At 59.4% G+C, this 20,901-nt stretch carries 21 protein-coding genes and 1 pseudogene; 15 read left to right on the forward strand and 7 right to left on the reverse strand.

Features of this window, described 5'->3' with window-relative positions:
* Positions 1 to 5: 5 nt before the first annotated feature.
* The 3 genes from IM739_RS04560 to IM739_RS04570 all read right to left on the reverse strand — a co-directional run bounded on the left by IM739_RS04560 (position 6) and on the right by IM739_RS04570 (position 2,937).
* Positions 6 to 497, reverse strand: a complete 492-nt coding sequence (locus tag IM739_RS04560) for a tripartite tricarboxylate transporter TctB family protein (RefSeq protein WP_237370034.1) — start codon at positions 495 to 497, stop codon at positions 6 to 8.
* The gene (locus IM739_RS04565) at positions 494 to 1,438 is read right to left on the reverse strand and encodes a Bug family tripartite tricarboxylate transporter substrate binding protein (protein WP_237370035.1); all 945 of its coding nucleotides are present in this window, start codon (positions 1,436 to 1,438) and stop codon (positions 494 to 496) included. Before IM739_RS04565 ends, IM739_RS04560 begins: the two co-directional genes overlap by 4 nt.
* A 299-nt stretch (positions 1,439 to 1,737) precedes the next feature.
* Positions 1,738 to 2,937 carry an MFS transporter gene (locus IM739_RS04570; RefSeq protein ID WP_237370036.1) on the reverse strand — a complete coding sequence of 400 codons (1,200 nt, stop codon included), beginning with the start codon at positions 2,935 to 2,937 and terminating at the stop codon, positions 1,738 to 1,740.
* Between the two features lie 121 nt (positions 2,938 to 3,058).
* Between IM739_RS04570 and IM739_RS04575 the strand changes: the two genes are divergently transcribed.
* The 5 genes from IM739_RS04575 (at position 3,059) to IM739_RS04595 (ending at position 7,373) form a co-directional block, all read left to right on the forward strand.
* Complete coding sequence (locus IM739_RS04575; RefSeq protein WP_237370037.1) at positions 3,059 to 3,874, forward strand: AraC family transcriptional regulator; 816 nt, start codon at positions 3,059 to 3,061, stop codon at positions 3,872 to 3,874.
* 198 nt (positions 3,875 to 4,072) lie between these two features.
* A complete protein-coding gene (locus IM739_RS04580; protein WP_442981091.1) occupies positions 4,073 to 5,578 on the forward strand; it encodes a PAS domain-containing sensor histidine kinase in 1,506 nt (501 codons plus the stop codon).
* Positions 5,571 to 6,185 carry a response regulator FixJ gene (gene fixJ, locus IM739_RS04585; protein WP_237370977.1) on the forward strand — a complete coding sequence of 205 codons (615 nt, stop codon included), beginning with the start codon at positions 5,571 to 5,573 and terminating at the stop codon, positions 6,183 to 6,185. Before IM739_RS04580 ends, fixJ begins: the two co-directional genes overlap by 8 nt.
* Positions 6,186 to 6,291: 106 nt before the next feature.
* Positions 6,292 to 6,636 (forward strand): hypothetical protein, encoded by a 345-nt coding sequence (locus IM739_RS04590; RefSeq protein WP_237370038.1) that lies wholly within the window; start codon positions 6,292 to 6,294, stop codon positions 6,634 to 6,636.
* An 83-nt stretch (positions 6,637 to 6,719) separates the two neighbouring features.
* Positions 6,720 to 7,373 carry a helix-turn-helix domain-containing protein gene (locus IM739_RS04595; protein ID WP_237370039.1) on the forward strand — a complete coding sequence of 218 codons (654 nt, stop codon included), beginning with the start codon at positions 6,720 to 6,722 and terminating at the stop codon, positions 7,371 to 7,373.
* Positions 7,374 to 7,396: 23 nt separating this feature from the next.
* On the opposite strand, the gene IM739_RS04600 is transcribed toward IM739_RS04595, so the two are convergent.
* The 3 genes from IM739_RS04600 to dnaN all read right to left on the reverse strand — a co-directional run bounded on the left by IM739_RS04600 (position 7,397) and on the right by dnaN (position 9,811).
* On the reverse strand, positions 7,397 to 7,978 hold the full coding sequence (locus IM739_RS04600) for a histidine phosphatase family protein (RefSeq protein WP_237370040.1): 582 nt from the start codon (positions 7,976 to 7,978) through the stop codon (positions 7,397 to 7,399).
* A gap of 5 nt (positions 7,979 to 7,983) precedes the next feature.
* A complete protein-coding gene (gene pmtA, locus IM739_RS04605) occupies positions 7,984 to 8,577 on the reverse strand; it encodes a phospholipid N-methyltransferase PmtA (protein WP_237370041.1) in 594 nt (197 codons plus the stop codon).
* Positions 8,578 to 8,692: 115 nt separating this feature from the next.
* Positions 8,693 to 9,811, reverse strand: a complete 1,119-nt coding sequence (gene dnaN / locus IM739_RS04610) for a DNA polymerase III subunit beta (protein WP_237370042.1) — start codon at positions 9,809 to 9,811, stop codon at positions 8,693 to 8,695.
* Between the two features lie 232 nt (positions 9,812 to 10,043).
* Here dnaN and rsmI point away from each other — a divergent pair, with 232 nt between their 5' ends.
* From rsmI to IM739_RS04660, 10 genes and pseudogenes are all read left to right on the forward strand, one after another.
* Positions 10,044 to 10,961: a 16S rRNA (cytidine(1402)-2'-O)-methyltransferase gene (rsmI, locus tag IM739_RS04615; RefSeq protein ID WP_237370043.1), complete on the forward strand. Its 918-nt coding sequence runs from the start codon at positions 10,044 to 10,046 to the stop codon at positions 10,959 to 10,961.
* Entirely contained in the window at positions 10,958 to 11,326 is a 369-nt protein-coding gene (locus tag IM739_RS04620) for a YraN family protein (protein WP_237370044.1), read from the forward strand. Before rsmI ends, IM739_RS04620 begins: the two co-directional genes overlap by 4 nt.
* 136 nt (positions 11,327 to 11,462) lie before the next feature.
* Positions 11,463 to 12,761, forward strand: coding sequence for an extracellular solute-binding protein (locus IM739_RS04625; RefSeq protein ID WP_237370045.1), 1,299 nt, complete (start codon positions 11,463 to 11,465; stop codon positions 12,759 to 12,761).
* A 68-nt stretch (positions 12,762 to 12,829) separates the two neighbouring features.
* Positions 12,830 to 13,711 carry an ABC transporter permease subunit gene (locus tag IM739_RS04630; RefSeq protein ID WP_237370046.1) on the forward strand — a complete coding sequence of 294 codons (882 nt, stop codon included), beginning with the start codon at positions 12,830 to 12,832 and terminating at the stop codon, positions 13,709 to 13,711.
* A 10-nt stretch (positions 13,712 to 13,721) separates the two neighbouring features.
* Positions 13,722 to 14,564 (forward strand): ABC transporter permease subunit, encoded by an 843-nt coding sequence (locus IM739_RS04635; RefSeq protein WP_237370047.1) that lies wholly within the window; start codon positions 13,722 to 13,724, stop codon positions 14,562 to 14,564.
* A 14-nt stretch (positions 14,565 to 14,578) separates the two neighbouring features.
* A complete protein-coding gene (locus tag IM739_RS04640) occupies positions 14,579 to 15,691 on the forward strand; it encodes a sn-glycerol-3-phosphate import ATP-binding protein UgpC (RefSeq protein WP_237370048.1) in 1,113 nt (370 codons plus the stop codon).
* 135 nt (positions 15,692 to 15,826) lie between these two features.
* Complete coding sequence (locus IM739_RS04645) at positions 15,827 to 16,279, forward strand: cupin domain-containing protein (RefSeq protein ID WP_442981120.1); 453 nt, start codon at positions 15,827 to 15,829, stop codon at positions 16,277 to 16,279.
* Between the two features lie 95 nt (positions 16,280 to 16,374).
* Positions 16,375 to 17,322 (forward strand): glutathione synthase, encoded by a 948-nt coding sequence (gene gshB, locus IM739_RS04650; protein ID WP_237370050.1) that lies wholly within the window; start codon positions 16,375 to 16,377, stop codon positions 17,320 to 17,322.
* Between the two features lie 201 nt (positions 17,323 to 17,523).
* Positions 17,524 to 18,168: pseudogene (locus IM739_RS04655) on the forward strand (magnesium chelatase domain-containing protein); the annotation flags it as partial.
* A 182-nt stretch (positions 18,169 to 18,350) separates the two neighbouring features.
* Positions 18,351 to 19,517, forward strand: a complete 1,167-nt coding sequence (locus IM739_RS04660) for an MrcB family domain-containing protein (RefSeq protein ID WP_237370051.1) — start codon at positions 18,351 to 18,353, stop codon at positions 19,515 to 19,517.
* Between the two features lie 141 nt (positions 19,518 to 19,658).
* Here the strand turns inward: IM739_RS04660 and IM739_RS04665 are convergent, their stop codons facing one another.
* A complete protein-coding gene (locus IM739_RS04665) occupies positions 19,659 to 20,810 on the reverse strand; it encodes a hypothetical protein (protein ID WP_237370052.1) in 1,152 nt (383 codons plus the stop codon).
* Positions 20,811 to 20,901 lie beyond the last annotated feature (91 nt).

A 20,901-nucleotide genomic window follows, 5' to 3' on the forward strand; every position in this document is an offset into this window, starting at 1 on the left:
GACCCTCAGATAAACAGGCGTTCGATCGGTCCGGCCGGCAGCGAGAGCTGCAGCAGCCGGGCGAAGATCAGCCAGACAACAAAGGACAGCACGATGCCGACGGGTATCGAAACCCAGAGCTTGCGCCGCCCGAAGGCATAGGCGGTGGCGGCAAACAGCAGTCCCGTGGCAATCGAGAAACCGGCTGTCTTGAGCAGCAGCATCTGCGCCGCCAGCCCGCCGATGATCCAGATGACCGGAGCGATCTCCTGGTGCTCGCGCTCGGGAAAGTCCCGGCGCATCGCGGCAAAGACGGTCCAGACGGCCAACCCGAGCAGGCCAAACGCGACGACATAGGGAACCGTCGCCGGTCCGACCGGCGAATAGGCGGTGAGTGCAGCCAGATGGGCGGCATCCCAGAGGATGATGCCCGCGATCACGGCGAGAACGACCGCCACGCCAAGCGCCGCCCCATCGGGGCGGCGTGGCGATGTTCCGGGAAGGTTGTTCCCGCTCATTTCACCAATCCGATGTCTTTCAGGACGGTTTCCGTCGCTGCAACATCCTTGGCCAGCTGTTCGTCGAAGGCAGGGCCGGAAAGATAGGTGTCAGCCCAGCCCTTGGTCTTCAGCGTTTCCTGCCAGCCGGCCGACTTGACCAGCTTTTCGATGTCGGCCGAAACAGCTGCCTTCTGTTCGTCCGAAAGGCCCGGAGCCGCGGCGATCATGCGCCAGTTCTGGACAGAGACGTCGAGGCCGGATTCCTTCAGGGTCGGCGCGTCCACGCCGGCGATGCGCTCGTCGCTGGACACGGCGAGCAGGCGCAGCGTGCCGGACTTCACCTGGGATTCGAATTCGCCGTAGCCGGAAATGCCGGCTGAAACCTGGCTGCCGAGGATGGCGGCAAGCGCTTCGCCACCACCGGAAAACGCGATGTAGTTGATCTTGGTCGGGTCCACACCGGCCGCCTTGGCGATCAGGCCAACGGCGATGTGGTCCGTGCCACCGGCCGAGCCGCCGCCCCAGGAAACCGAACCCGGATCCTTCTTCAGCGCTTCGACCAGGTCACCCATGGTCTGGAAGGGCGAAGAGGCCGGAACGACGATGGCTTCATACTCGCCGGTCAGGCGCGCGATCGGGGTCACGTCCTTCAGGGTTACGGGCGACTTGTTGGTCAGGATGGCGCCGACCATGACATAGCCGCCGACGATCAGCGAATTGGGATTGCCGGCTGCCTGGCTGGCGAACTGGGCAAGACCGATCGTGCCGCCGGCGCCCGGGACATTCTGGACCTGCACATTGCCGGAAATGCCTTCCTGCTGCATCACGGTCTGGATGGAGCGGGCCGTCTGGTCCCAGCCGCCGCCGGGGTTGGCCGGTGCAATGATGGTGTAGTCGGCAGCGAATGCCGGCAGCGACATGGCGCCGGCGATCAGCGATGCGAGAAACAGTTTCTTCAAGGTGGTGTCCTCCGTTGTCGCGTCTTTGACGCGTTTAAAACTCATCGGGAGAGACTGGGGTGACACGCAGCGATCGCCGAATAGGATTGTGCGTGTTGGAAAGGGTTCCTCCCGAACCGTTCCACTCATCCGCCTCCACGGATGATGGTGAACACTATGCACCACATGAAACTGTCAGCAACCTGTCATGGCCGTGGAAGGTTGCGAATCGTCACGCTGATGACATCCTCTTTCAATCCGGAGGGATGTGCGGACTGCGTCTCTCCGTCGACATGTTCGCCGGGATGCCGGCGCCGGTGTCAGCGGTGGCCGGGCAGCCGTGGCAGCAGGACGGTCAGCAATCCGAGCAGCGGCAGGTAGGAGCAGATCCGGTAGACGAATTCGATCCCCTCGCGATCGGCAAAGACGCCGAGCACGGCAGCCCCGATGCCACCGAAACCGAAGGCGAAACCGAAGAACATTCCGGCGATCAGTCCGACACGGCCAGGCACCAGTTCCTGGGCAAAGACCACGATCGCCGAGAAAGCGGAAGAGAAGATGAAGCCGATCAGGACAACCAGCACCGAGGTCCAGAACAGGTTGGCATAGGGCAGCAGCAAGGCGAAGGGAATGACGCCGAGGATCGAGAACCAGATCACGATGCGCGCGCCGAACCGGTCGCCGATCGGGCCGCCGAGAAACACGCCGGCAGCCGAAGCGCCGAGGAACAGGAACAGCAGCAACTGGGCATCCTGAACGGATACGCCGAATTTTTCGATGGTGAAGAAGGTGAAGTAGCTCGACAGGCTGGCCAGATACGCATTCTTGGTAGCCGTCAGCACGACGAGCACGACAAGCGTCATCAGCACCTTGTTGCGCGGCAGAGGCAAGGTGCGGCTGGCCGGTGCGCGGCCGGCCGTGCTGCGGCGATGACGGGTATACCAGACACTGACCCAGGACAGAACGGCAAAGCCGAGGAGCGCGATCACCGTAAATCCGCTGAGGCTGGTCTGTCCGCGCGGAATGACGATGAAGGCAGCCAGCAGCGGCCCGATCGCCGTGCCCGTATTGCCGCCCACCTGAAACAGCGACTGGGCAAAGCCATGCCGGCCGCCGGATGCGAGCCGCGCGACGCGCGAGGCTTCCGGATGGAAGATTGCCGAGCCGATCCCGATCAGGCATGCGCCGATGACCAGCACGTAGAATTCATGGGCATAGGCCAGCGTGAACAGGCCGGCACAGGTCGACAGCATGGCGGCAGGGAGCGAAAACGGCATTGGCCAGCGATCGGTGACGACGCCGACGGCCGGCTGCAGCAGAGATGCCGTTACCTGGAAGGCGAAGGTCAGCAGGCCGATCTGTACGAAATCCAGCGCGTAGTTGGCCTTGAGAAGCGGGTAGAGCGATGTCAGCAGCGACTGCATGATGTCGTTCAGCATGTGGCAGAAACTGGCGGCAACGATAATGGAATAGGCGGTTCGCTGCACGTCATGCCCGCCGGTTGCTGCTACGCTTGCCATTTCCGAGTTCTCCAGGTCGCCAGGTCCGCCTTGCGCAGTCTGCACGGCAGGCTCGTGTGTTACAGAGATTGCGACTGGCCTGCTTTTGTGCTCTGGTCGTGTTCTTGCGAGAGTGGGCCAAATGCGTATTGTCGATCTTACCGGTGTCAAAAATCTGTTGGACAGCGAACATGCGCAGAGCCTGAGCTGGATCAATGATGCCGCGGAACCTGTTGTTGCGCTCGGCAGGCTCTATCCTTCCGGCTTTCGCGTGCCTTTGCATTCGCACAACAAGACCCAGCTCTGGTGCGCGCGCCGTGGCGTGGTGCTGGTCAGCACCACCGATGGGCGCTGGATGATTCCGCCTGGCCACGGTCTGATTATCCCTGCCGGGCTTGAACATGCCACGGAAATGATCAGCGAAGTCGAGATGCATTCGATCTATGTCGATCCGTCCGTTGCCGGCGCGAGCGGGCCGAAGGTGGTCGAGATCACCGGTCTCGGCAGAAGCCTGATGGAGGAACTGGTGCTGGTTGATGTAAGGCCTTTGTCGGTTCGCCGGCAACGCCTGATCATGGAACTGCTTCTGGATGAAATAAGCCTGCTACCGGAGAGGCCGTTAGGCCTGCCATTTCCGGAGGACGAGCGGCTGGCAAGCCTCTGCCGCCGTTTTCTCAAGACACCCGCCGCCAATGCCGGCATCGACGACTGGGCGCGCGACCTCAGCATGAGCCGGCGCTCCTTCACCCGCCTGTTCCGCTCCGAAACGGGCGTCAGTTTCGTCACGTGGCGACAGCAGGCCTGCCTGTTCGCTTCCCTGCCAAAACTGGCGGCGGGAGAACCGGTAACGAATGTGGCGCTCGATGCCGGCTATGAGAATATCGCAGCATTTACAACGATGTTTCGGCGCATGCTGGGAAGTTCACCCAGTACCTATCTGAGGTCGCGTTCAACCTGACATCGCCGTCGCAGGCACTCTGCGGTCAAGGTGGCGCAGGCGGAAGATTGCTACTTCAGGTTTTTCAAAACGGTCGTCACCTGCTAGAGTGAATTGACAATCCACAAGAGCGAAGCGGCGTCGGTTTGCGATGACTTCGACGGGCAGATCCGCTGTGCTAGAGCAATCGAACAATTTCCATCGTTGGATATGCAATTGATGTTTTCAGATATGGTTTCGATGCAGACGGTCAATGCCCTGGTCAAGCGCCGACTGCCGACAGCCTATCCTTATATCCTGGCTGTCCTGTCGGTCGCCCTGGCCTTCGCCGTCCGGCTGGCGCTGGAAGGTATCCTTGCCGACAACGCGCCGTTCATAATCTTCATTCCGCCGATTCTGCTGGTCGCCGCCGTGGGCGGGCTCAAGCCGACGCTGCTTGCACTGGCGCTGTCGTCGTTGGCAGCGGCCTCGATCATCGGCCATGCGGGCATGTCCGCCCTCGTGCCGCTGTCGATCTTCGCCTGTGTCGGCATCGCGATCGGTGTCGTTGGCGAAATGCTGCAATCCGTGCGCCGGGTGATCCGTACGGCTGAAGCGACACTCGCCTCGCGCGAGGCGCATCTCCGCTCGATTCTCGATACTGTCCTCGATGCGACAGTCGTCAGCACGCGCGATGGCACGATCGTCTCTTTCAATGCCGCCGCCGTCCGGCAATTCGGCTATTCGGAAGACGAGGTCGTTGGGCAGAACCTGCGAATCCTGATGCCCGAACCCTATCGTCGGGAACATGACGGCTATATCTCACGCTATCTTCATACCGGAGAAAAGCGGATTATCGGCGTCGATCGGGTGGTGGTCGGACGGCGCAAGGACGGATCGACCTTCCCGATGAAGCTGGCCGTCGGCGAAATGCATTCCGGCGGGCAGACCTTTTTCACCGGCTTCATCCGCGACCTGACGGAGCGGGAGGAAACGGCTGCGCGGTTGCACGAAACGCAGAGTGAGTTGGCGCGGCTCGCCCGGTTGAACGAGATGGGCGAAATGGCATCGACCCTCGCGCACGAACTCAACCAGCCATTGTCGGCGATTGCAAACTATGTTCACGGCTGTGTCCGACTTTTGCAGGATGCCGGCGATCCGAAGACGGTGATGGTGCGTGAAGCCCTTGAGGCTGCCGCGGAACAGTCACTGCGGGCAGGGCAGATCATCAAGCATCTGCGTGAATTCGTCACCAAGGGCGAAACGGACAAGACGCCGGAGAACATCCGCCAGGTCATCGAGGAATCCGGTGCGCTGGCGCTTGCCGGCTCGAAGGAGAAGGGTGTCCGAACCGTCTTCGACTTTGCTCCCGGCGCCGAAATGGCGATGATCGACCGCATCCAGATCCAGCAGATCCTGATCAACCTGATGCGGAATGCGATCGAGGCGATGAAGGATTCCCCCTACCGCGAATTGACTGTTCGAACCCGCCTGGAAGGCGAAGGTGAAATCGTCGTGGAAGTTAACGACACAGGCCCCGGAATCTCCGATGAGATCGCCCAGGACCTGTTCAAGCCCTTCGTCACCACCAAATCCGGCGGCATGGGAATAGGGCTGTCGATTTCAAAACGTATCGTGGAAGCGCATGGCGGCGAGATGTCGGTGTCGAAAAACGCATCGGGGGGCGCAAGCTTCCGCTTCACGCTTCCGTCTTTCAATGAGGGCATTGCAAATGCAGATCGCTGACTTCACCGTCCATATTGTCGATGACGAAGAGCCTGTCCGCAAGTCGCTGGCCTTCCTGCTGACGATGAACGGTTTTGCTGTCCGCATTCATGAGACGGCGGCAGCCTTTGCGGAATTTGCACCCAATGCCCGCAACGCGGTTTTGATCACGGATCTCAGAATGCCCGAAATGAGCGGCATCGACCTCGTGCGCCGGCTTGCGGCGATGAAACTGAAAGTGCCATCGATCGTCATTACCGGCCACGGTGACATCCCCATGGCCGTCGAAGCGATGAAGGCCGGGGCCACGGATTTCATCGAGAAGCCGTTCGAGGATACGGTCATCATCGATGCCATCAGGCGCGCGGCGGTCCAGCTTGCTGGTAGTGCTGAAGATGGCGAGACGATCGACGAGATACGCGACCGTGTCGTCACCCTGAGCGAACGCGAAAGACAGGTGCTGGCCGCGGTTGTCGCCGGTCTGCCCAACAAGACCATCGCCTATGATCTCGATATAAGTCCGCGCACGGTGGAGGTGCATCGGGCGAATGTCATGACGAAGATGAAGGCAAAAAGTCTGCCGCAACTTGTCCGCATGGCGATGTCGGCCGGCTTCGGCCCGCAGTGATCGGTATGGTGATTGCGAAACGCTTGATCTGGCGCAAGGCGGCAAAGCAGCAGGTGGTCTAGTCATGCAGCATGGCGGATTGACCGTCGAGACGTGAGAGACGACCGTGCCTGCCGCCAAACCCATTGCCATCCTGGCTGCCGACCATGCCCTGAGGCAATCGCTGGCTTTTGCCTTGGCCGCGGAAGGTTTTGCGTCGGAGACATTTTCTGCCGAGGATTGGCACCGCGCGGCGCAGGACAATCAACGCTTTCTCTGCTTCATCATCGATGAGCAGGTGCTGCCGGCGACCTCGATGGAGATGATCGGGCTTGCCGCACCGGTCATTCTCCTGGCGGATGGTCTCGGCGCTCAGGTCGATATTGCCGGGGTGCGTGTGATCTACAAGCCTTCGCAGGGATCTGACATCCTGGCGCAGGTGCGCGCGTTGTCCATCCCCGCGCACGCCTAAGTAATTACCCGTAGTGTCATAACCGAATTTCCCGCTGACCCGTCCTGCTGCATTCTCCTTTCACCGAACCGAGGAGAACGGAAATGCACGCCAGTTTCAACGCCGCGACCTTAGCTGCTTCGACACCGAAACTCGGCACCCGGTTTCCCGCTGCCGTGACCGGTTTTGCCAAGCCGCAACTGGTCATCAACTTTGCCGCCGACGAAGAGATCTATGGTCCAGGAGACAAGGCCGGCACCTTCTACAAGGTCGCTTACGGCGCCGTGCGCATCTACCGCCTGCTGACCGATGGCCGGCGTCAGATCATTGCCTTTCATCTCGCCGGCGAGACCTTCGGTTTTGAGCCGGGCCTGACCCACGGTTTCTTCGCGGAATCGATTGCCGAGTGCGGGCTTCGCGCATTCAGCCAGCACGACGGTGCGGAAACCTCGCATGAACTGCTGTCGCTGGCGCTCAATGAAATGGTCCGCGCCCAGGAGCATCTCCTCGTTGTCGGTCGCCAGACGGCACTTGAGCGCATCGTCAGCTTCCTTCTCGACATCTCCAGCCGTCAGGGCGATCTGGAACATACGGAGCTTCCGATGTCGCGTATCGACATCGCCGACTACCTAGGCATGACGATCGAGACCGTTTCTAGAGCCTTCGCCAAGCTGCGCCAGGAAGGCTACATCAATCTCCCCAATGCCCGGACCGTCGAGATCCGGCGCGGACATGCTCTCCGCGATCTCTGCGAATAGGCGGGCCGGAATGGGCCGCTAGCCTACGGCTGCCAGTGTTCCATGGCGGTCCAGCTACAGGTGGGGCGTCGATCATCGAGCGCGAAGGCAAAGAGATAGCCGCCGCCGCCAGGTTGGTCGGAGCTTCGCGCAATCGGCACGCCGGACAGATGACATTTCAGCAGAGTTCCGACGCCGCCATGTCCGACAAAGGCGATCGGCTGGCGAGGATCGTGACTGGAAAGGATCCTGGAGACTGCTTCGACGATCCGCTTCTGTGCATCGATGGCACGCTCCCAGCCGTGAAAGCTTTCCTCGGGATGGGCAAAGAACCGGTCGGCTGCCGCTTCAAACGCGGTCGGTTCCAGAAAACCGGTCGCCGATCGGTCGTTTTCGTGCATGGCCTCGACGCGCTCGAAACCGATGCCCGCGCCGGTGGCCAGGATTTCCGCCGTCTCGACCGCCTTCACTTCATTGCTGGCAACGATGCGCTTGAGTGAGCGGATCCATGGGCGGCGCGCCGTCTGCTCGGCCCTCTTGCGACCCACATCGGACAGTCCCCATTGCGGAACGGGGACCAGAGGATCGATCTTCACCTGCGGATGGGTGAGGTACAGGCCGAACATGGGTCTCAGCCCCGGCGGTAGATCCAGAGCTGCGCCGGGGGGATGTTGCGCACGATGAAATCGAAATGCTGGATGTGATAGCTGTGCGGCTTGGCGACGATCGGAGACATCGGGCCGTAGGAAATCTGCACGACCGGCCGACCCGCCGGGATGCGATCGAGCAGGTCTTCCAGCAGGCGAATGCGCGCCTCCATCGGGAAGTTCAAAAGCGGTACGGCAGACACGACGCTGTCGAACTTCTGGTCGGCGAGATCACCGAGGGTCGTTTTCAGGTCGAAGGCGTCGCCCTGGACGAAATTCACCCCCGGATAGCCCTGAACCAGATGATGGAAGAAGTCTTCGGAATATTCGACGGAAACAAGTTTTTCCGGCGCAACGCCGCGCGCAAGGATCGCCTTGGTGATCACTCCGGTACCAGGGCCAAGCTCCAGAACTGGCAGGCCGGAATGCGGATTGACGATGCTGGCCATCTTGCGGGCTGTAATGGATGAGGTTGGCACGATGGCGCCAACCTGCTTCGGACCCTGCATCATGCCTTTGAAGAAACGAATCTCTTCGTTGAATTTCTTCTCGAACCGCTGCTTCAAACGCAAAGCCATCGCCGTATCCCTGTTCTCAATTCACATCATGCAAATCGCTGAGCAGCAATTTCGGAGCAAACTGTCGCAAATACAAGGTCAGATGCCGCCCTCAGGCAAAATTTCCGAGGTTAGGCTAAACGCGCATCGGCATCAGCACATACAGCGCGTCGACGCCGGCCGTGTCGCGGATCAGCGTCGGAGAGCCCGCATCCGCCAGGAGGAAGATCGCATCGTCGCCTGACAATTGCGCGGTGATATCGAGAAGATACTTGGCATTGAACCCGATCTCCATCGCATCATTGTCATAGCCGACGGCCACTTCCTCGGTCGCGCTGCCGGAATCCGGGTTGTTGACGGTCAACAGAAGCTGGCCATCCGACAGTGCGAGCTTCACCGCGCGGCCGCGTTCCGACGAAATCGTCGAGACGCGGTCGACAGCCTGGGCAAAGCTCTGGCAGTCGATGCGCATTTCCTTGTCGTTGGCCGTCGGAATGACCCGCTGATAGTCGGGGAAGGTGCCATCGATCAGCTTGGAAGTCAGAACGATGGAGCCGATCGTCAGGCGAATTTTCGAATCCGAGATCTCGATCGCGATGATCAGATCGGGATTGTCCATCAGCTTCTGCAACTCGCCGACGGTCTTGCGCGGAATGATGATGCCCGGCATGCCTTCGGAACCTGAAGGCGCATCGACATCGGCACGCGCCAGGCGGTGACCGTCGGTCGCGACGGCGCGCAGCTTGAGGGCGCCGCCCGCTTCGATCGTGTGCAGGAAGATGCCGTTCAGGTAGTAGCGGGTCTCTTCGGTCGAGATCGCAAACTGGGTCCGGTCTATCAGCATCTTGAAGTCGGATGCCTTGATCTTGAAGGCGTGGCTGAAGCTGCCGGCAGTCAGATCCGGGAAGTCGGATTGCGGCAGGCACTGCAGCGAGAATTTCGAGCGACCGGAGGCAACCGTCATGGTCGAGCCATCCGGATTGGTCGCCAACAGAACCTCGGACCCGTCCGGCAGCTTGCGGACGATGTCGTAGAGGAGGTGCGCCGGGACCGTGGTCGCACCAGCCTGCTCGACCATCGCCGGCGTACCTTCGGTGATTTCCAGATCAAGGTCCGTGGCCTTCATGTCGAGGGCGGCACCCTCGGCCTTCAGGAGCACGTTCGACAGGATCGGGATCGTGTTGCGACGCTCGACCACGCGATGCACATGGTTCAGCGATTTCAGGAGATTGGACCGTTCAAGTGTAATACGCATGGACGCTACCGCTTTCGACATGTCGTCATCCGGTTGCCCGGATCGAATTGAGGCCGGCCGGACCCCGGGCCGGGCGATGTGGACGGGCAAAATGGCAGGAAAAGAACCACAAAAGCAAGAGGCTTGGCAGTTTTCCACTTGGGCAAGGGCAAACGAAATGCCGGAATGGTTTATTGCCGCCGTGGTTGCCGCTGCCCTTGCTCACAAAGCGTGGCTGGAGGATAAAGGCGCCATGACAAGCCATGACAATTCCACCGCCCAGATTGCCGCCGCAAAGCGCTACCGCGTCAACGATACGCTGGTGAACGCCAGGCCGCTGGAGCCCGCACTTTACCTGGTCGCAACGCCGATCGGCAACCTGAGCGACATCACCCTGAGGGCGCTGGAAACGCTGGCCGGTGCTGATGTGCTCGCCTGCGAGGATACGCGCGTCACGCGGGTTCTGCTCGATCGCTATGGCATCGAAAATCGGCCCTATGCATATCATGAGTACAACGCCGACGAGGCAGGCGCGCGTCTTCTGGCCGCACTTGAGGCCGGCAAGTCCGTGGCGCTGGTCTCCGATGCAGGCACGCCGCTGGTCTCCGATCCCGGCTATCGGCTGGGGCAGCTCGCGATCGAGGCTGGCCACCGTGTCGTGCCGATTCCAGGGGCCTCCGCTCCCCTGGCGGCATTGGTCGGGTCGGGGCTTCCCAACGATGCCTTCCTCTTCGCAGGCTTCCTGCCGACCAAGGACAAGGCGCGCCGGGACCGGCTGAACGCATTGGCCAAGATTCCGGCAACGCTGATCTTCTTCGAATCCCCCCATCGCATCGGGGACACGCTCGCCGCGGCGGCTGAAGAACTGGGTGAGGCGCGACCGGCCTCGGTCTGCCGCGAGCTGACCAAGACATTCGAGGAATTCCGCCGCGCCCCGCTTGGCGAACTCGCAAAGGAATTTGCCGACCGTACGGTCAAGGGTGAGATCGTTCTGGTGATCGGTCCGCCGGCACCCGACGCGGCGCCTGATGCCGCCGACGTGGACAGCCTGCTTGCGGAGCTTTCGAGCACCATGCCGACCGCCAAGGCAGCAACCGAGGCCGCAAAGCTGACCGGCCTGCCGCGCAAGGAACTGTACCAGCGCTTGCTCGAGCTTCGGGGGGCTGCGTGAAATCCGGTCGCGGAGACGCCAGCCGGATCCGCGCCGAACGGCATGGCCGTTTTTCCGAATATCTCGCCGCCCTGTTTCTGTTGACGCATGGCTACCGGATCTTGGCCTTTCGCTATCGAACGAAAGTGGGCGAAATTGACATCGTGGTGCGACGGGGAGACCTCGTCGCCTTTGTCGAAGTGAAGGCACGCCGCGACCTGATGGCCGGTGTCGATGCCGTGGGATTCGCCAGCCAGAAGCGCATTCGCGCCGCCGGTGATCAATGGCTGCGGCGCCAGCCCGACGCGGCACGCCTGTCATATAGATATGATATCGTCGTGGTGCGGCCATGGCACTGGCCGCGCCATTTCCCGGATTCGTTTTAGCTTCGTTTTGCTTTCGACATGAGAAGAGCGAAACCCGCCGATTGTGACAACTCTGTCACGAAAGCTTCAAGGGCGTGTCACGGAGCGCGCCTAATGCAGGCCTCACCCCAATCAACCGGTGGAGAGGATCTGACCCATGATCAAGAAGATTTGCCTGGCCGCACTGGCCGTATCCATGTCCGCGTCGACGACGCTTGCCGCAACTGACATCACCTGGTGGCACGGCATGGGTGGCCGCAACGGCGAAGTCATCAATGAAATTGCCCAGAAGTTCAACGCAGCCCAGGCCGAGTGCGCTCTGACCCCGGTATCCAAGGGTTCCTATGAAGAAGCACTTGCTTCCGGCATCGCCGCGTTCCGTTCCGGCGAACAGCCGAACATCCTGCAGGTTTTTGATGCCGGCGCTGCGACCATCATCAACGCCAAGGGCGCAACCATTCCGGCGGAAGATCTCCTCAAGGACAACGGCTTTGCCTTCGATCGCGAAGCCTTCATCGAGGGTGTTCGCTACTTCTACGCCGACTCGGACGGCAAGTTCGTCGGCATGCCGTTCAACTCCTCGGCGCCGATCATGTATATCAACGACGAAGCCCTGAAGAAGGCCGGCGTTGAAGCCCCGAAGACCTGGGAAGAATTCGAAGCCATCGCGCCCAAGCTGAAGGAAGCCGGCTACCTGCCGCTCGTCCAGTCGCAGCTGACCTGGCAGTTCACCGAGAACTTCTTCTCGCGCAACAACATCCAGTTCGCCTCCAACAACAACGGCTACGACAGCGTCGTCGACACGACGATCAACGTCACCGACGAAAACCACGTCATGATGTATGAGAAGCTGAAGGCCTGGTACGACCAGGGCCTGTTCGGCTACTACGGTGCGGCCTGGAACGACAACCAGAAGGTCTTCGAAGAAGGCAAGGCCGCTTTCTGGATCGGTTCGTCCGGTTCCTTCGGCGGCCTGCAGAAGACCGCCACCATGCCGTTCTCTGCAACCTTCCTGCCGTATTGGGGTTCGATCAAGGGCGCCGGCGTTCACTCCTTCATCGGCGGCGCAGCCCTGTTCGCGATGGCCGGCAAGTCCGATGCCGAGAACAAGTGCACGGCTTCCTTCTTCAACTTCCTGACCTCGACCGATGTCCAGAAATTCTACCACCAGGCCACCGGCTACGTTGCCATCACCAAGGCAGCCTACGAGCTTGCCAAGTCTGAAGGCTACTACAAGGAAAAGCCGGCTGCCGAAGTTGGCATCCAGCAGCTGTCGCTGCCGGGCGCCGAGTGGGACAAGGGCTATCGCCTCGGTTTCTACCCGCAGATCCGCTCCGTGATGGAACGCGAATACAACCGCATCTTCGCCGGCGAAACCACGCCGAAGGAAGCCATGGAAACCATCAAGAAGGAAGCCGACGAACTGCTCGCCCGCTTCGCCAAGACGGCCGGCTGATCATCACTGTCGCATGAATGAGTACCCGGGGGTGATGAGCCCCCGGGAATTGCATTGAAAGGGCTCCGATGAAGCGCGTCCAGTTTAACTCGCGGTATCTGCCGTATCTCCTGCTGCTACCGCAGTTCGTGATCATTTCCATCTTCTTCTACTGGCCGTCGGCCCAGGCGATCCAGTCGTCGTTCTACATCGAAGATCCCTTCGGTTTCGGATCGAGCTTTGTCGGCCTGTCGAACTATACCGATGCGCTGGGCTCGCCCGAATACCAGAAGATTGCCCGCTTCACCGTGGGCTTCAGCCTGATCGTCACGTTCCTCGCCCTGTCCTTCGGTCTGCTCCTGGCACTGAAGGCAGACGCCGTGATCCGCGGCCAGTCCTCCTACAAGACGCTGCTCATTGCCGTTTATGCCATCGCTCCGCCGGTGGCTGGTCTGATCGGCATGATGATGTTCGATCAGCACATTGGTCCGTTCGTGCGTTTCGTGGCGCTGTTCGGCTGGGACATGAAGGTCGGCATCAATTATTATGACACCGCGTTTGCAATGATCGTGGTCGCCGTGTGGAACCAGATCCCGTATAATTTCATCTTCTTTCTCTCCGGCTTGCAGGGCATTCCCGCCTCGATCCGCGAGGCGGCAGCCATCGACTGCAAGTCGGGGACCCGCCGCTTCTGGACGGTCATCCTCCCGCTGCTGACGCCGACGGCCTTCTTCCTGTTGGTCATCAACATGACCTACTCGCTTTTCGACACCTTTGGCATCATCGATGTCATCGTGAAGGACAAGCCGGCGAACAATCCGATCACGCTGGTCTACAAGGTCTATCTCGATGGCTTCCGCGGCAACGACCTCGGTTCGTCCTCGGCCCAGTCGGTCATCCTGATGGTCATCGTACTTGTGCTGACGCTGATCCAGTTCCGCTTCATCGAACGTCGCGTTCACTACGGTTGAGGATCACATCATGTATCGCACCCGGTTCTTCGATCATCTCATTCTCATCTGCGGCGTGATCTTCATGCTCGGGCCGCTGGTTGTTGCCTTCACCACCTCGACCCATTCGGCCGCCGAAATCCATTCCAACGGCCTGATGCTCAACATTGGCGATGATTTCACCGCGACCTATGACAAGGTCCTGTTCAAGTCCGGTGGTTTCACCGGCGAGGTGACGGGACTGACCATGGCGATGAACTCGCTGATCCTCGGCTTAGGCTTCGCCATCGGCAAGATCGTGCTGTCGATGCTGGCGGCCTATGCCATCGTCTATTTCCGCTTCCGCTTTGCAACCTTTGCCTTCTGGCTGATCTTCACCACGCTCCTGCTGCCGCTCGAGGTCCGCATCATGCCGTCCTATAAGGTGATGAGCGATCTCGGCCTGCTCAACAGCTATCAGGGCTTGATCCTGCCGCTTCTGGCATCGGCCACGGGGACGTTCTTTTTCCGCCAGTTCTTCAAGTCGGTGCCCGACGAATTGCTGGAGGCGGCCCGCATCGATGGCGCCGGCCCGGTGAAGTTCTTCATCGACGTTCTGGTGCCGCTGTCGCGCACGATGATTGCCGCCGTCTTCATCATCATGTTCGTCTATGGCTGGAACCAGTATCTCTGGCCGATGCTGATGACCACCGACGAGGGCTTCTACACCCTGATGCGCGGTATCAAGCAGATCCTGCAGGTCTGGGTCGGCTCGCAGATTCCCGACTATAACGAAGCCTTTGCCATGGCCGTGCTCGCCATGCTGCCGCCCGTGCTTGTGGTGGTGGTGTTCCAGAGCTGGTTCATCAAGGGCCTCACCGAAACAGACAAGTAAGAGAGGATTGCCCAATGGCTTCCATCGATATCCATCAGGTCTCGAAAATCTACGACGGCGGCGCCAAGGCGGTGAACGGTGTCGACATCCAGATCGAGGACGGCGAATTCATCGTGCTCGTCGGCCCCTCCGGTTGTGGCAAGTCGACGCTCCTGCGCATGGTCGCCGGCCTCGAGGAGATCTCGGAAGGAACAGTCTCGATCGGTGACCGTGTCGTCAACCAGATCGAGCCCGCTGACCGCGACATTGCCATGGTCTTCCAGAACTACGCGCTTTATCCGCATATGACTGTCTATGACAATCTCGCCTACGGCCTGAAGAACCGCGGCACGCCAAAAACCGAGATCGCCGCGCGCGTCGCGGAAGCCGCCCGCATGCTGGAGATCGAGCCTTATCTCACCCGGAAACCCCGTGCGCTTTCCGGCGGCCAGCGCCAGCGTGTTGCCATGGGCCGGGCGATCGTCCGCAAGCCGGCCGTCTTTCTCTTCGATGAGCCGCTGTCCAATCTGGACGCCAAGCTTCGCGTCTCGATGCGCGGCGAAATCCGCAAGCTGCAGCGCCGGCTGAAGACCACGGCGATCTACGTCACCCATGACCAGCTCGAGGCCATGACCCTGGCCGACCGTCTCGTCGTGCTGAATGGCGGCATCATCGAGCAGATCGGTACGCCGCTGGAGGTCTACAACCGCCCGGCCTCGACCTTTGTCGCCAGCTTCATCGGCTCCCCCGCAATGAACCTCGTCGACGGTCTGATCGACGGCGGACGTCTGCATATCGGCGATGTTGAATTGCCGACCGAACCACAGGGGTTAGCCGATGGACCAGTGCGCATCGGCATGCGCGCAGAGGATCTGACCGAGGCGGGTGACGGCGAGGCGACCCTGTCGCTCGTCGTCGACTATGTCGAGGAACTGGGCGCGCAACGGCTTGTGCATGGCCTGGTCGGCGGTCAGTCATTGACCGCGGTCGTTGCCTCGCATGCACGTTTGTCCGACCGTCTGCCTTTGACCATCGCTCCATCCAAACTGCATTTTTTCTCGGCCGAAAACGGCAAGCGCCTGTTGCCGGCAATGGGTGAAGCGCGCCCGGTTTCCGCTCATTCAGCAGCTGCGCATGTGATGGCATGATCCAAAATCCGATAATCGCTAAAATTTGAGCGATCGTCGGAACTCAATCTTAGAGACGCTGGTCCTAAGGTCCCCCGAATTTATTGGGGGATAACAATGCCTTTGAAACTCGTGATAGCCGGAATGGCCGCCGTCATGCTCGCGGCGCCGCGTCGTGAGTCTGAGGACGCACCGCCGGTCGTCGCCGCCCACGGCGACTATCTGGAGCTGAATCTGTCGCCGATCAATCCGGACTGGATCATCGAAGGCGCGCCGATCGCCCGTGTCGGGCAGCATTCGACCAGTGCCGATGAGGCCAGCTCGACGGCGGTCTGGGACTGCACCGCCGGCGAATTCCGCTGGTTCTTCAGCTGGGACGAAACGGTCGTGATCCAGGAAGGCGAGGTTCATGTCACGGGCGCCGACGGTTCGACCCGGACGCTGAAGGTCGGAGACATCGCCTATTTCCGCGGTGGCACCTGGGCGACCTGGCGTGTCGACAGCTATGTGCGCAAGATCGCCTTCCTGCGCAAGCCGTTTCCGGAACCGCTCGCCATCCTCTACCGTCTGCGCAATGCGCTGCGATCCGGCAAGTACTGGGCTCTTTGAGCTGATCCTGCGTTGAGCAAAATTCAAGCGCTGCGCCGTTGCCATCGTGCCCGGCACAGCCTAAATCTGCCATGCTTTTCAACGGGGATGCAGTCATGGCGAAAATCACCAATGTCGCGGTTCAGATGGACCATGTTTCGGGGATAGGGATCGCCGGCGACTCGACCTTCGCCATGAGCCTCGAGGCTCAGGCCCGCGGCTACAAGCTGTTCCACTATACACCGGATCGTCTCAGCATGCGCGACGGCAAGATTTTCGCCGCCGTCGAGCCGATGGAACTGCGCGACGTCAAGGGCGACCATTTCAGCCTCGGCGAGCGGGAACGCGTCGATCTTTCGACCATGGACGTCATCCTGCTGCGCCAGGATCCGCCCTTCGACATGGCCTACATCACCTCGACTCATCTTCTCGAGCGGCTGCATCCGAAGACGCTGGTGGTGAACGATCCTGCCTGGGTGCGCAATTCGCCGGAAAAGATCTTCGTCACCGAATTCGCCGACCTGATGCCGCCAACCCTGATCACCCGTGATCCGGACGAGATTGCCCGCTTCCGTGCCGAGATGGGCGATATCATCCTGAAGCCGCTCTACGGCAATGGCGGTGCCGGCGTATTCCACTCGACCCGCGACGACCGCAATTTCTCCTCGCTGATGGAAATGTTCGGCCAGATGTTCCGCGAGCCCTTCATCGCCCAGGGCTACCTGCCGGCGGTGCGCAAGGGTGACAAGCGCATCATTCTCGTCGATGGCGAGCCGGCCGGCGCGATCAACCGCGTTCCGGCCGAACATGACGCCCGCTCCAACATGCATGCCGGCGGCAAGCCCGAGCCGACCGAGCTCACGGCCCGCGAGCGGGAGATCTGCGCGCGCATCGGTCCCGCCTTGCGCGAGCGCGGTTTCCTCCTGGTCGGCATCGATGTGATCGGCGACTACATGACGGAGATCAACGTCACGTCGCCGACCGGCATTCGCGAGGTCAAGCGTTTCGGGGGTGCGGATATCGCCGCGCTGCTGTGGGACGCCATCGAGAAGAAGCGGGCATAAGTCTCTGGAATCGCGCCGGTAGTTCATTCTTCGTTCTTGTCACTCAACCGGATGCAACCGCACGCCTACCAATGCGAGCGCATGTTCCGCAAATGTTCTTGTCTTTTGCTACCTCTTATGCGAGATTGTTCCCGTCGATACACGCAGCATGAAGTTGTGGTTGTGCTGGCAGGCAATCAGTCGGAACAGTGAGGGCGGGCAATGGTGGCGCGTGTCAGTACGGTTGCATTTCATGGCATAGAAGGCGTGCCCGTCGATGTTCAGGTGATGGTGGCGCCTGGAAAGATGGGCATGCAGATTGTCGGCCTTCCGGACAAGGCCGTTGCCGAAAGCAGGGAGCGGGTGCAGGCCGCCCTGCATGCCTCGGGTCTTGCCCTGCCGCCGAAGAGGGTGACGGTCAATCTGGCGCCCGCCGATTTGCCAAAGGAAGGCTCGCACTTCGACCTGCCCATTGCGCTTGGACTTATGGCGGCGCTGGGCGCGATCCCGGGTGATGCGCTGTCCGGCTATCTCGTCATAGGCGAACTCAATCTCGATGGGACGATTGCGCCGATTGCCGGCGCCCTGCCGGCGGCGATCAGCGCCAATGCACTTGGAAAGGGATTGATCTGCCCGTCCGAAAGCGGCGGAGAGGCCGCCTGGGCCGGCAGCGAAATTGATATCCTGGCGCCGCGCAGCCTGATCGCGCTTGCCAATCATTTTCGCGGCAACCAGATCCTGACCCGGCCGGAACCTGCGATCCGCAGCCTGCCCGCCAATCTGCCGGACCTCGCCGATATCAAGGGCCAGGAAAGCGCCAAGCGGGCGCTGGAAGTGGCAGCTGCCGGAGGCCACAACCTTCTTCTGTCATGAACAAAAGACCCTATCCATGGCAGTGTCGCGATGCCCATATTTAGCTTTTGTAGTTCATCTGTCGCTGACTTTCGCAACTCCATTATCCAGTCGCAAGACTTCAGCGCGCCTACATCCCAGCGTTAACAATTGACATAGAGATACATGTTATGCGTGTCCGAAAATGGAGGCGCCTTGTGACCCTGAGAGAAACAATTTTAAGTGTCCGCCATAACTGGGACGGCTATCGAGAAAAAATCAAAACTGCGAAGGACAATGAGGTCTATAAGCTCGTTGTTGAAATTTTCCCAGAAATCCTGAGTTCCAGTGTAAAATCTGGAAGATCTTTGATATTCAAAGGAAGTACTGGCGCCGGGAATATCACAAAAGCGCCATGGATAGCTACATTTGACCCTGCAATAACAAAACATGCAACTGAGGGATTTTATGTAGTATATCTATTTTCTGTTGATATGCAGAGATTGTATTTGTCTCTCGCATTCGGCACTACCCAATTCGGGTACTTTAAGTTGTCCGAGCGTCACAGGAAGCTTCGCGAATCTGCTCGACATCTGCAAGCTCTGCTTAAATATCCTCGGCCAGTTTTCCTGGATGCTCTGGATCTTTCTGCTAAGAAAGGTGACCGCCTTCACGCAGACTACGAGCAATCGAATATTGCCGCGATCGAGTACGATCTGAATGACTTGCCAGGGGATGGCGAGCTGATCGCTGACTACGCCTATATGCTGGAACTGTATCGTCACTTGGTGCGGCATCCACTTCTGCCCGATCTCCAACAGCTCTTTGAGGCGGTGGTTGAACCTGAGCAGCAAACCGCTCCAGAGGTCAAGCCATTCGCCGTTCGCGAGGCGATTGAGAAACGGAAAGGTGCCGGCGGAAAGCGCGATACTCGACGATCTAAGGTATCTAAAAAGGTTGGCGATCGTGGAGAAGATATCGTTTTCAACTATGAGCGTGAAAAATTGGCGTCGTGGGGGCTCGATGTAAACGAGGTTCGTTGGCTGGCACGTGAAGGCGAGACACCTGGTTGGGACATAACCTCTATGAATCAAGCCGGGGAGAAAATCTTCATCGAAGTGAAGTCCAGCGTTGGGAGCGCTGTCTCCGGCCTGATTGTGACCGCAAACGAGTGGCAAGCGGCAGTCAAGTATGGTGCCAGCTACCACGTATATGTAGTCACGAATGCGATGCACGGCAAAGCCACGATAGAAATCATCCAAGACCCAGCAAAGCTTGTGGAAGCGGGGCATGTGACGATTTCTGAAGCAGCATGGGCCCTCAGTCTATATCCAGCGACTGTAATTCCTAAGGTCAGCGATGTTGAGTTGATTGAAGAACGCTAAGGTCTCATTTTGGCGATCTGGCCCCAAAGAGGCGAAAAACCTGAGCTTGGTTGCCAACCGTTCAGTAAACGGCTATTGGATGGGTGAGGGAAAATTCCCAACGAAATAGACGGGCTAAGCATTCGGTGCTGCCCAATATATTCAGTTGCCGCCTAGAAGCCTCTGGGTGGCGGCTGTAGCTGCGGCTTCAATGGCCACATCGCTCTTCCTATCCATAATTTTGAAGAACGCTCTCGCCTTCCTTTGAAGCCAACTCGGCTTTAGATGTTTGGTAATTTCGCCTGTCAGCATGGTAATGTCGACGTCTGATTTCTTCAGGATGTCGGACATGATCCTACAGGTCTCGGCATCATTTTTGTCGTCCTCAATCGGCGGCAGTGACTCAAGTCTCGTTACCAATGCTGAAACGGCGTCGTGGATTTTGATGAACTTCGGAAATGTTCCTTTGTCGTAACCATCTAGATAATAGCTATGGGCGAAAAGGATGGTTCGAATTTGTGTGTAAAACAGGCGGACTAACCGCTCTTTTGGGCTTTCTTCATTTAGAGAATTCGGAGAGTTGATAACGAATGTGTCGAAGCCTTGCTGCGTTGCCCCGGAAGATATGGTGAACGCTTGTACTCCGTTGTCATCGAGCAGCGTGCGCGCCCGCTTCTGCTGCACTAGAGGCGTTTCGTTCCCAACCCTTACAACCAGAAACGGTGTGCCTACGCCCACATATCTTGATCCGACTGTAGTTAGATCGTATTCGCTTAGCGCGCCAGTCTTTGTGCTGCTTAGCAGATAGCCATCACGCAGATGGTTCGGCGCCTTCAAAACTGCAGAGGTTTGGACGCGCTCATCTAGCAAGTGAAGCGAAAGCGTGGATTGGAGCATCTGCTTGGCGATGGCAGCGATGTCGTACAGAACCTCTTCGCCCCGGTACTTCGATATCGCTTCAATTTCCCAGATGCTCTCTTCATTGAGGCGGAAGCCAAGCTCAAATCGCCCAGAGAAAAGGCCATCAAAAAAGAATCTGCGATATATCGGATAAGTCAAAACGCGGCGTTGCCGTTGAGATAGGGGCTCAACGAATTTTAGCTCCGGATAGCGAATGAAGTTTTGGCAGTCGGCATAATAATTCTCGCCGAGAAATCCATCACCGGATTTGGTTCGCGTGTGAATAGCACCAAAGCCTCTCGCGAATTTTGCACGAGGATCAGAGCTTCCCCACGCTGGCACCCCAAGCCTCCCGGCCTGGCTAGGGTGAAAGTGGCGGAAGTCTGCAACCGGGAAAGTAATGGATATGTACATGCCTACCGTGAATCCTTGTGCCCTGATACAGGCTATAGGTTGCTGGGATCGAGCAGTAAATTGGTCAATCCTCGAAAACACATTATCGTCC

It is taken from the genome of Rhizobium sp. SL42, assembly GCF_021729845.1.
Classification (GTDB): domain Bacteria; phylum Pseudomonadota; class Alphaproteobacteria; order Rhizobiales; family Rhizobiaceae; genus Allorhizobium.

Coding starts and splice junctions, on each gene's coding strand:
- IM739_RS04625 (WP_237370045.1), top strand. CDS start 11,463: ATGATCAAGAAGATTTGCCTGGCCGCACTGGCCGTATCCATGTCCGCG.
- IM739_RS04560 (WP_237370034.1), bottom strand. CDS start 497: ATGAGCGGGAACAACCTTCCCGGAACATCGCCACGCCGCCCCGATGGG.
- IM739_RS04665 (WP_237370052.1), bottom strand. CDS start 20,810: ATGTACATATCCATTACTTTCCCGGTTGCAGACTTCCGCCACTTTCAC.
- IM739_RS04600 (WP_237370040.1), bottom strand. CDS start 7,978: ATGTTCGGCCTGTACCTCACCCATCCGCAGGTGAAGATCGATCCTCTG.
- IM739_RS04595 (WP_237370039.1), top strand. CDS start 6,720: ATGCACGCCAGTTTCAACGCCGCGACCTTAGCTGCTTCGACACCGAAA.
- dnaN (WP_237370042.1), bottom strand. CDS start 9,811: ATGCGTATTACACTTGAACGGTCCAATCTCCTGAAATCGCTGAACCAT.
- IM739_RS04570 (WP_237370036.1), bottom strand. CDS start 2,937: ATGGCAAGCGTAGCAGCAACCGGCGGGCATGACGTGCAGCGAACCGCC.
- IM739_RS04640 (WP_237370048.1), top strand. CDS start 14,579: ATGGCTTCCATCGATATCCATCAGGTCTCGAAAATCTACGACGGCGGC.
- pmtA (WP_237370041.1), bottom strand. CDS start 8,577: ATGGCTTTGCGTTTGAAGCAGCGGTTCGAGAAGAAATTCAACGAAGAG.
- IM739_RS04580 (WP_442981091.1), top strand. CDS start 4,073: ATGTTTTCAGATATGGTTTCGATGCAGACGGTCAATGCCCTGGTCAAG.
- IM739_RS04635 (WP_237370047.1), top strand. CDS start 13,722: ATGTATCGCACCCGGTTCTTCGATCATCTCATTCTCATCTGCGGCGTG.
- IM739_RS04575 (WP_237370037.1), top strand. CDS start 3,059: ATGCGTATTGTCGATCTTACCGGTGTCAAAAATCTGTTGGACAGCGAA.
- rsmI (WP_237370043.1), top strand. CDS start 10,044: ATGACAAGCCATGACAATTCCACCGCCCAGATTGCCGCCGCAAAGCGC.
- gshB (WP_237370050.1), top strand. CDS start 16,375: ATGGCGAAAATCACCAATGTCGCGGTTCAGATGGACCATGTTTCGGGG.
- IM739_RS04645 (WP_442981120.1), top strand. CDS start 15,827: ATGCTCGCGGCGCCGCGTCGTGAGTCTGAGGACGCACCGCCGGTCGTC.
- IM739_RS04630 (WP_237370046.1), top strand. CDS start 12,830: ATGAAGCGCGTCCAGTTTAACTCGCGGTATCTGCCGTATCTCCTGCTG.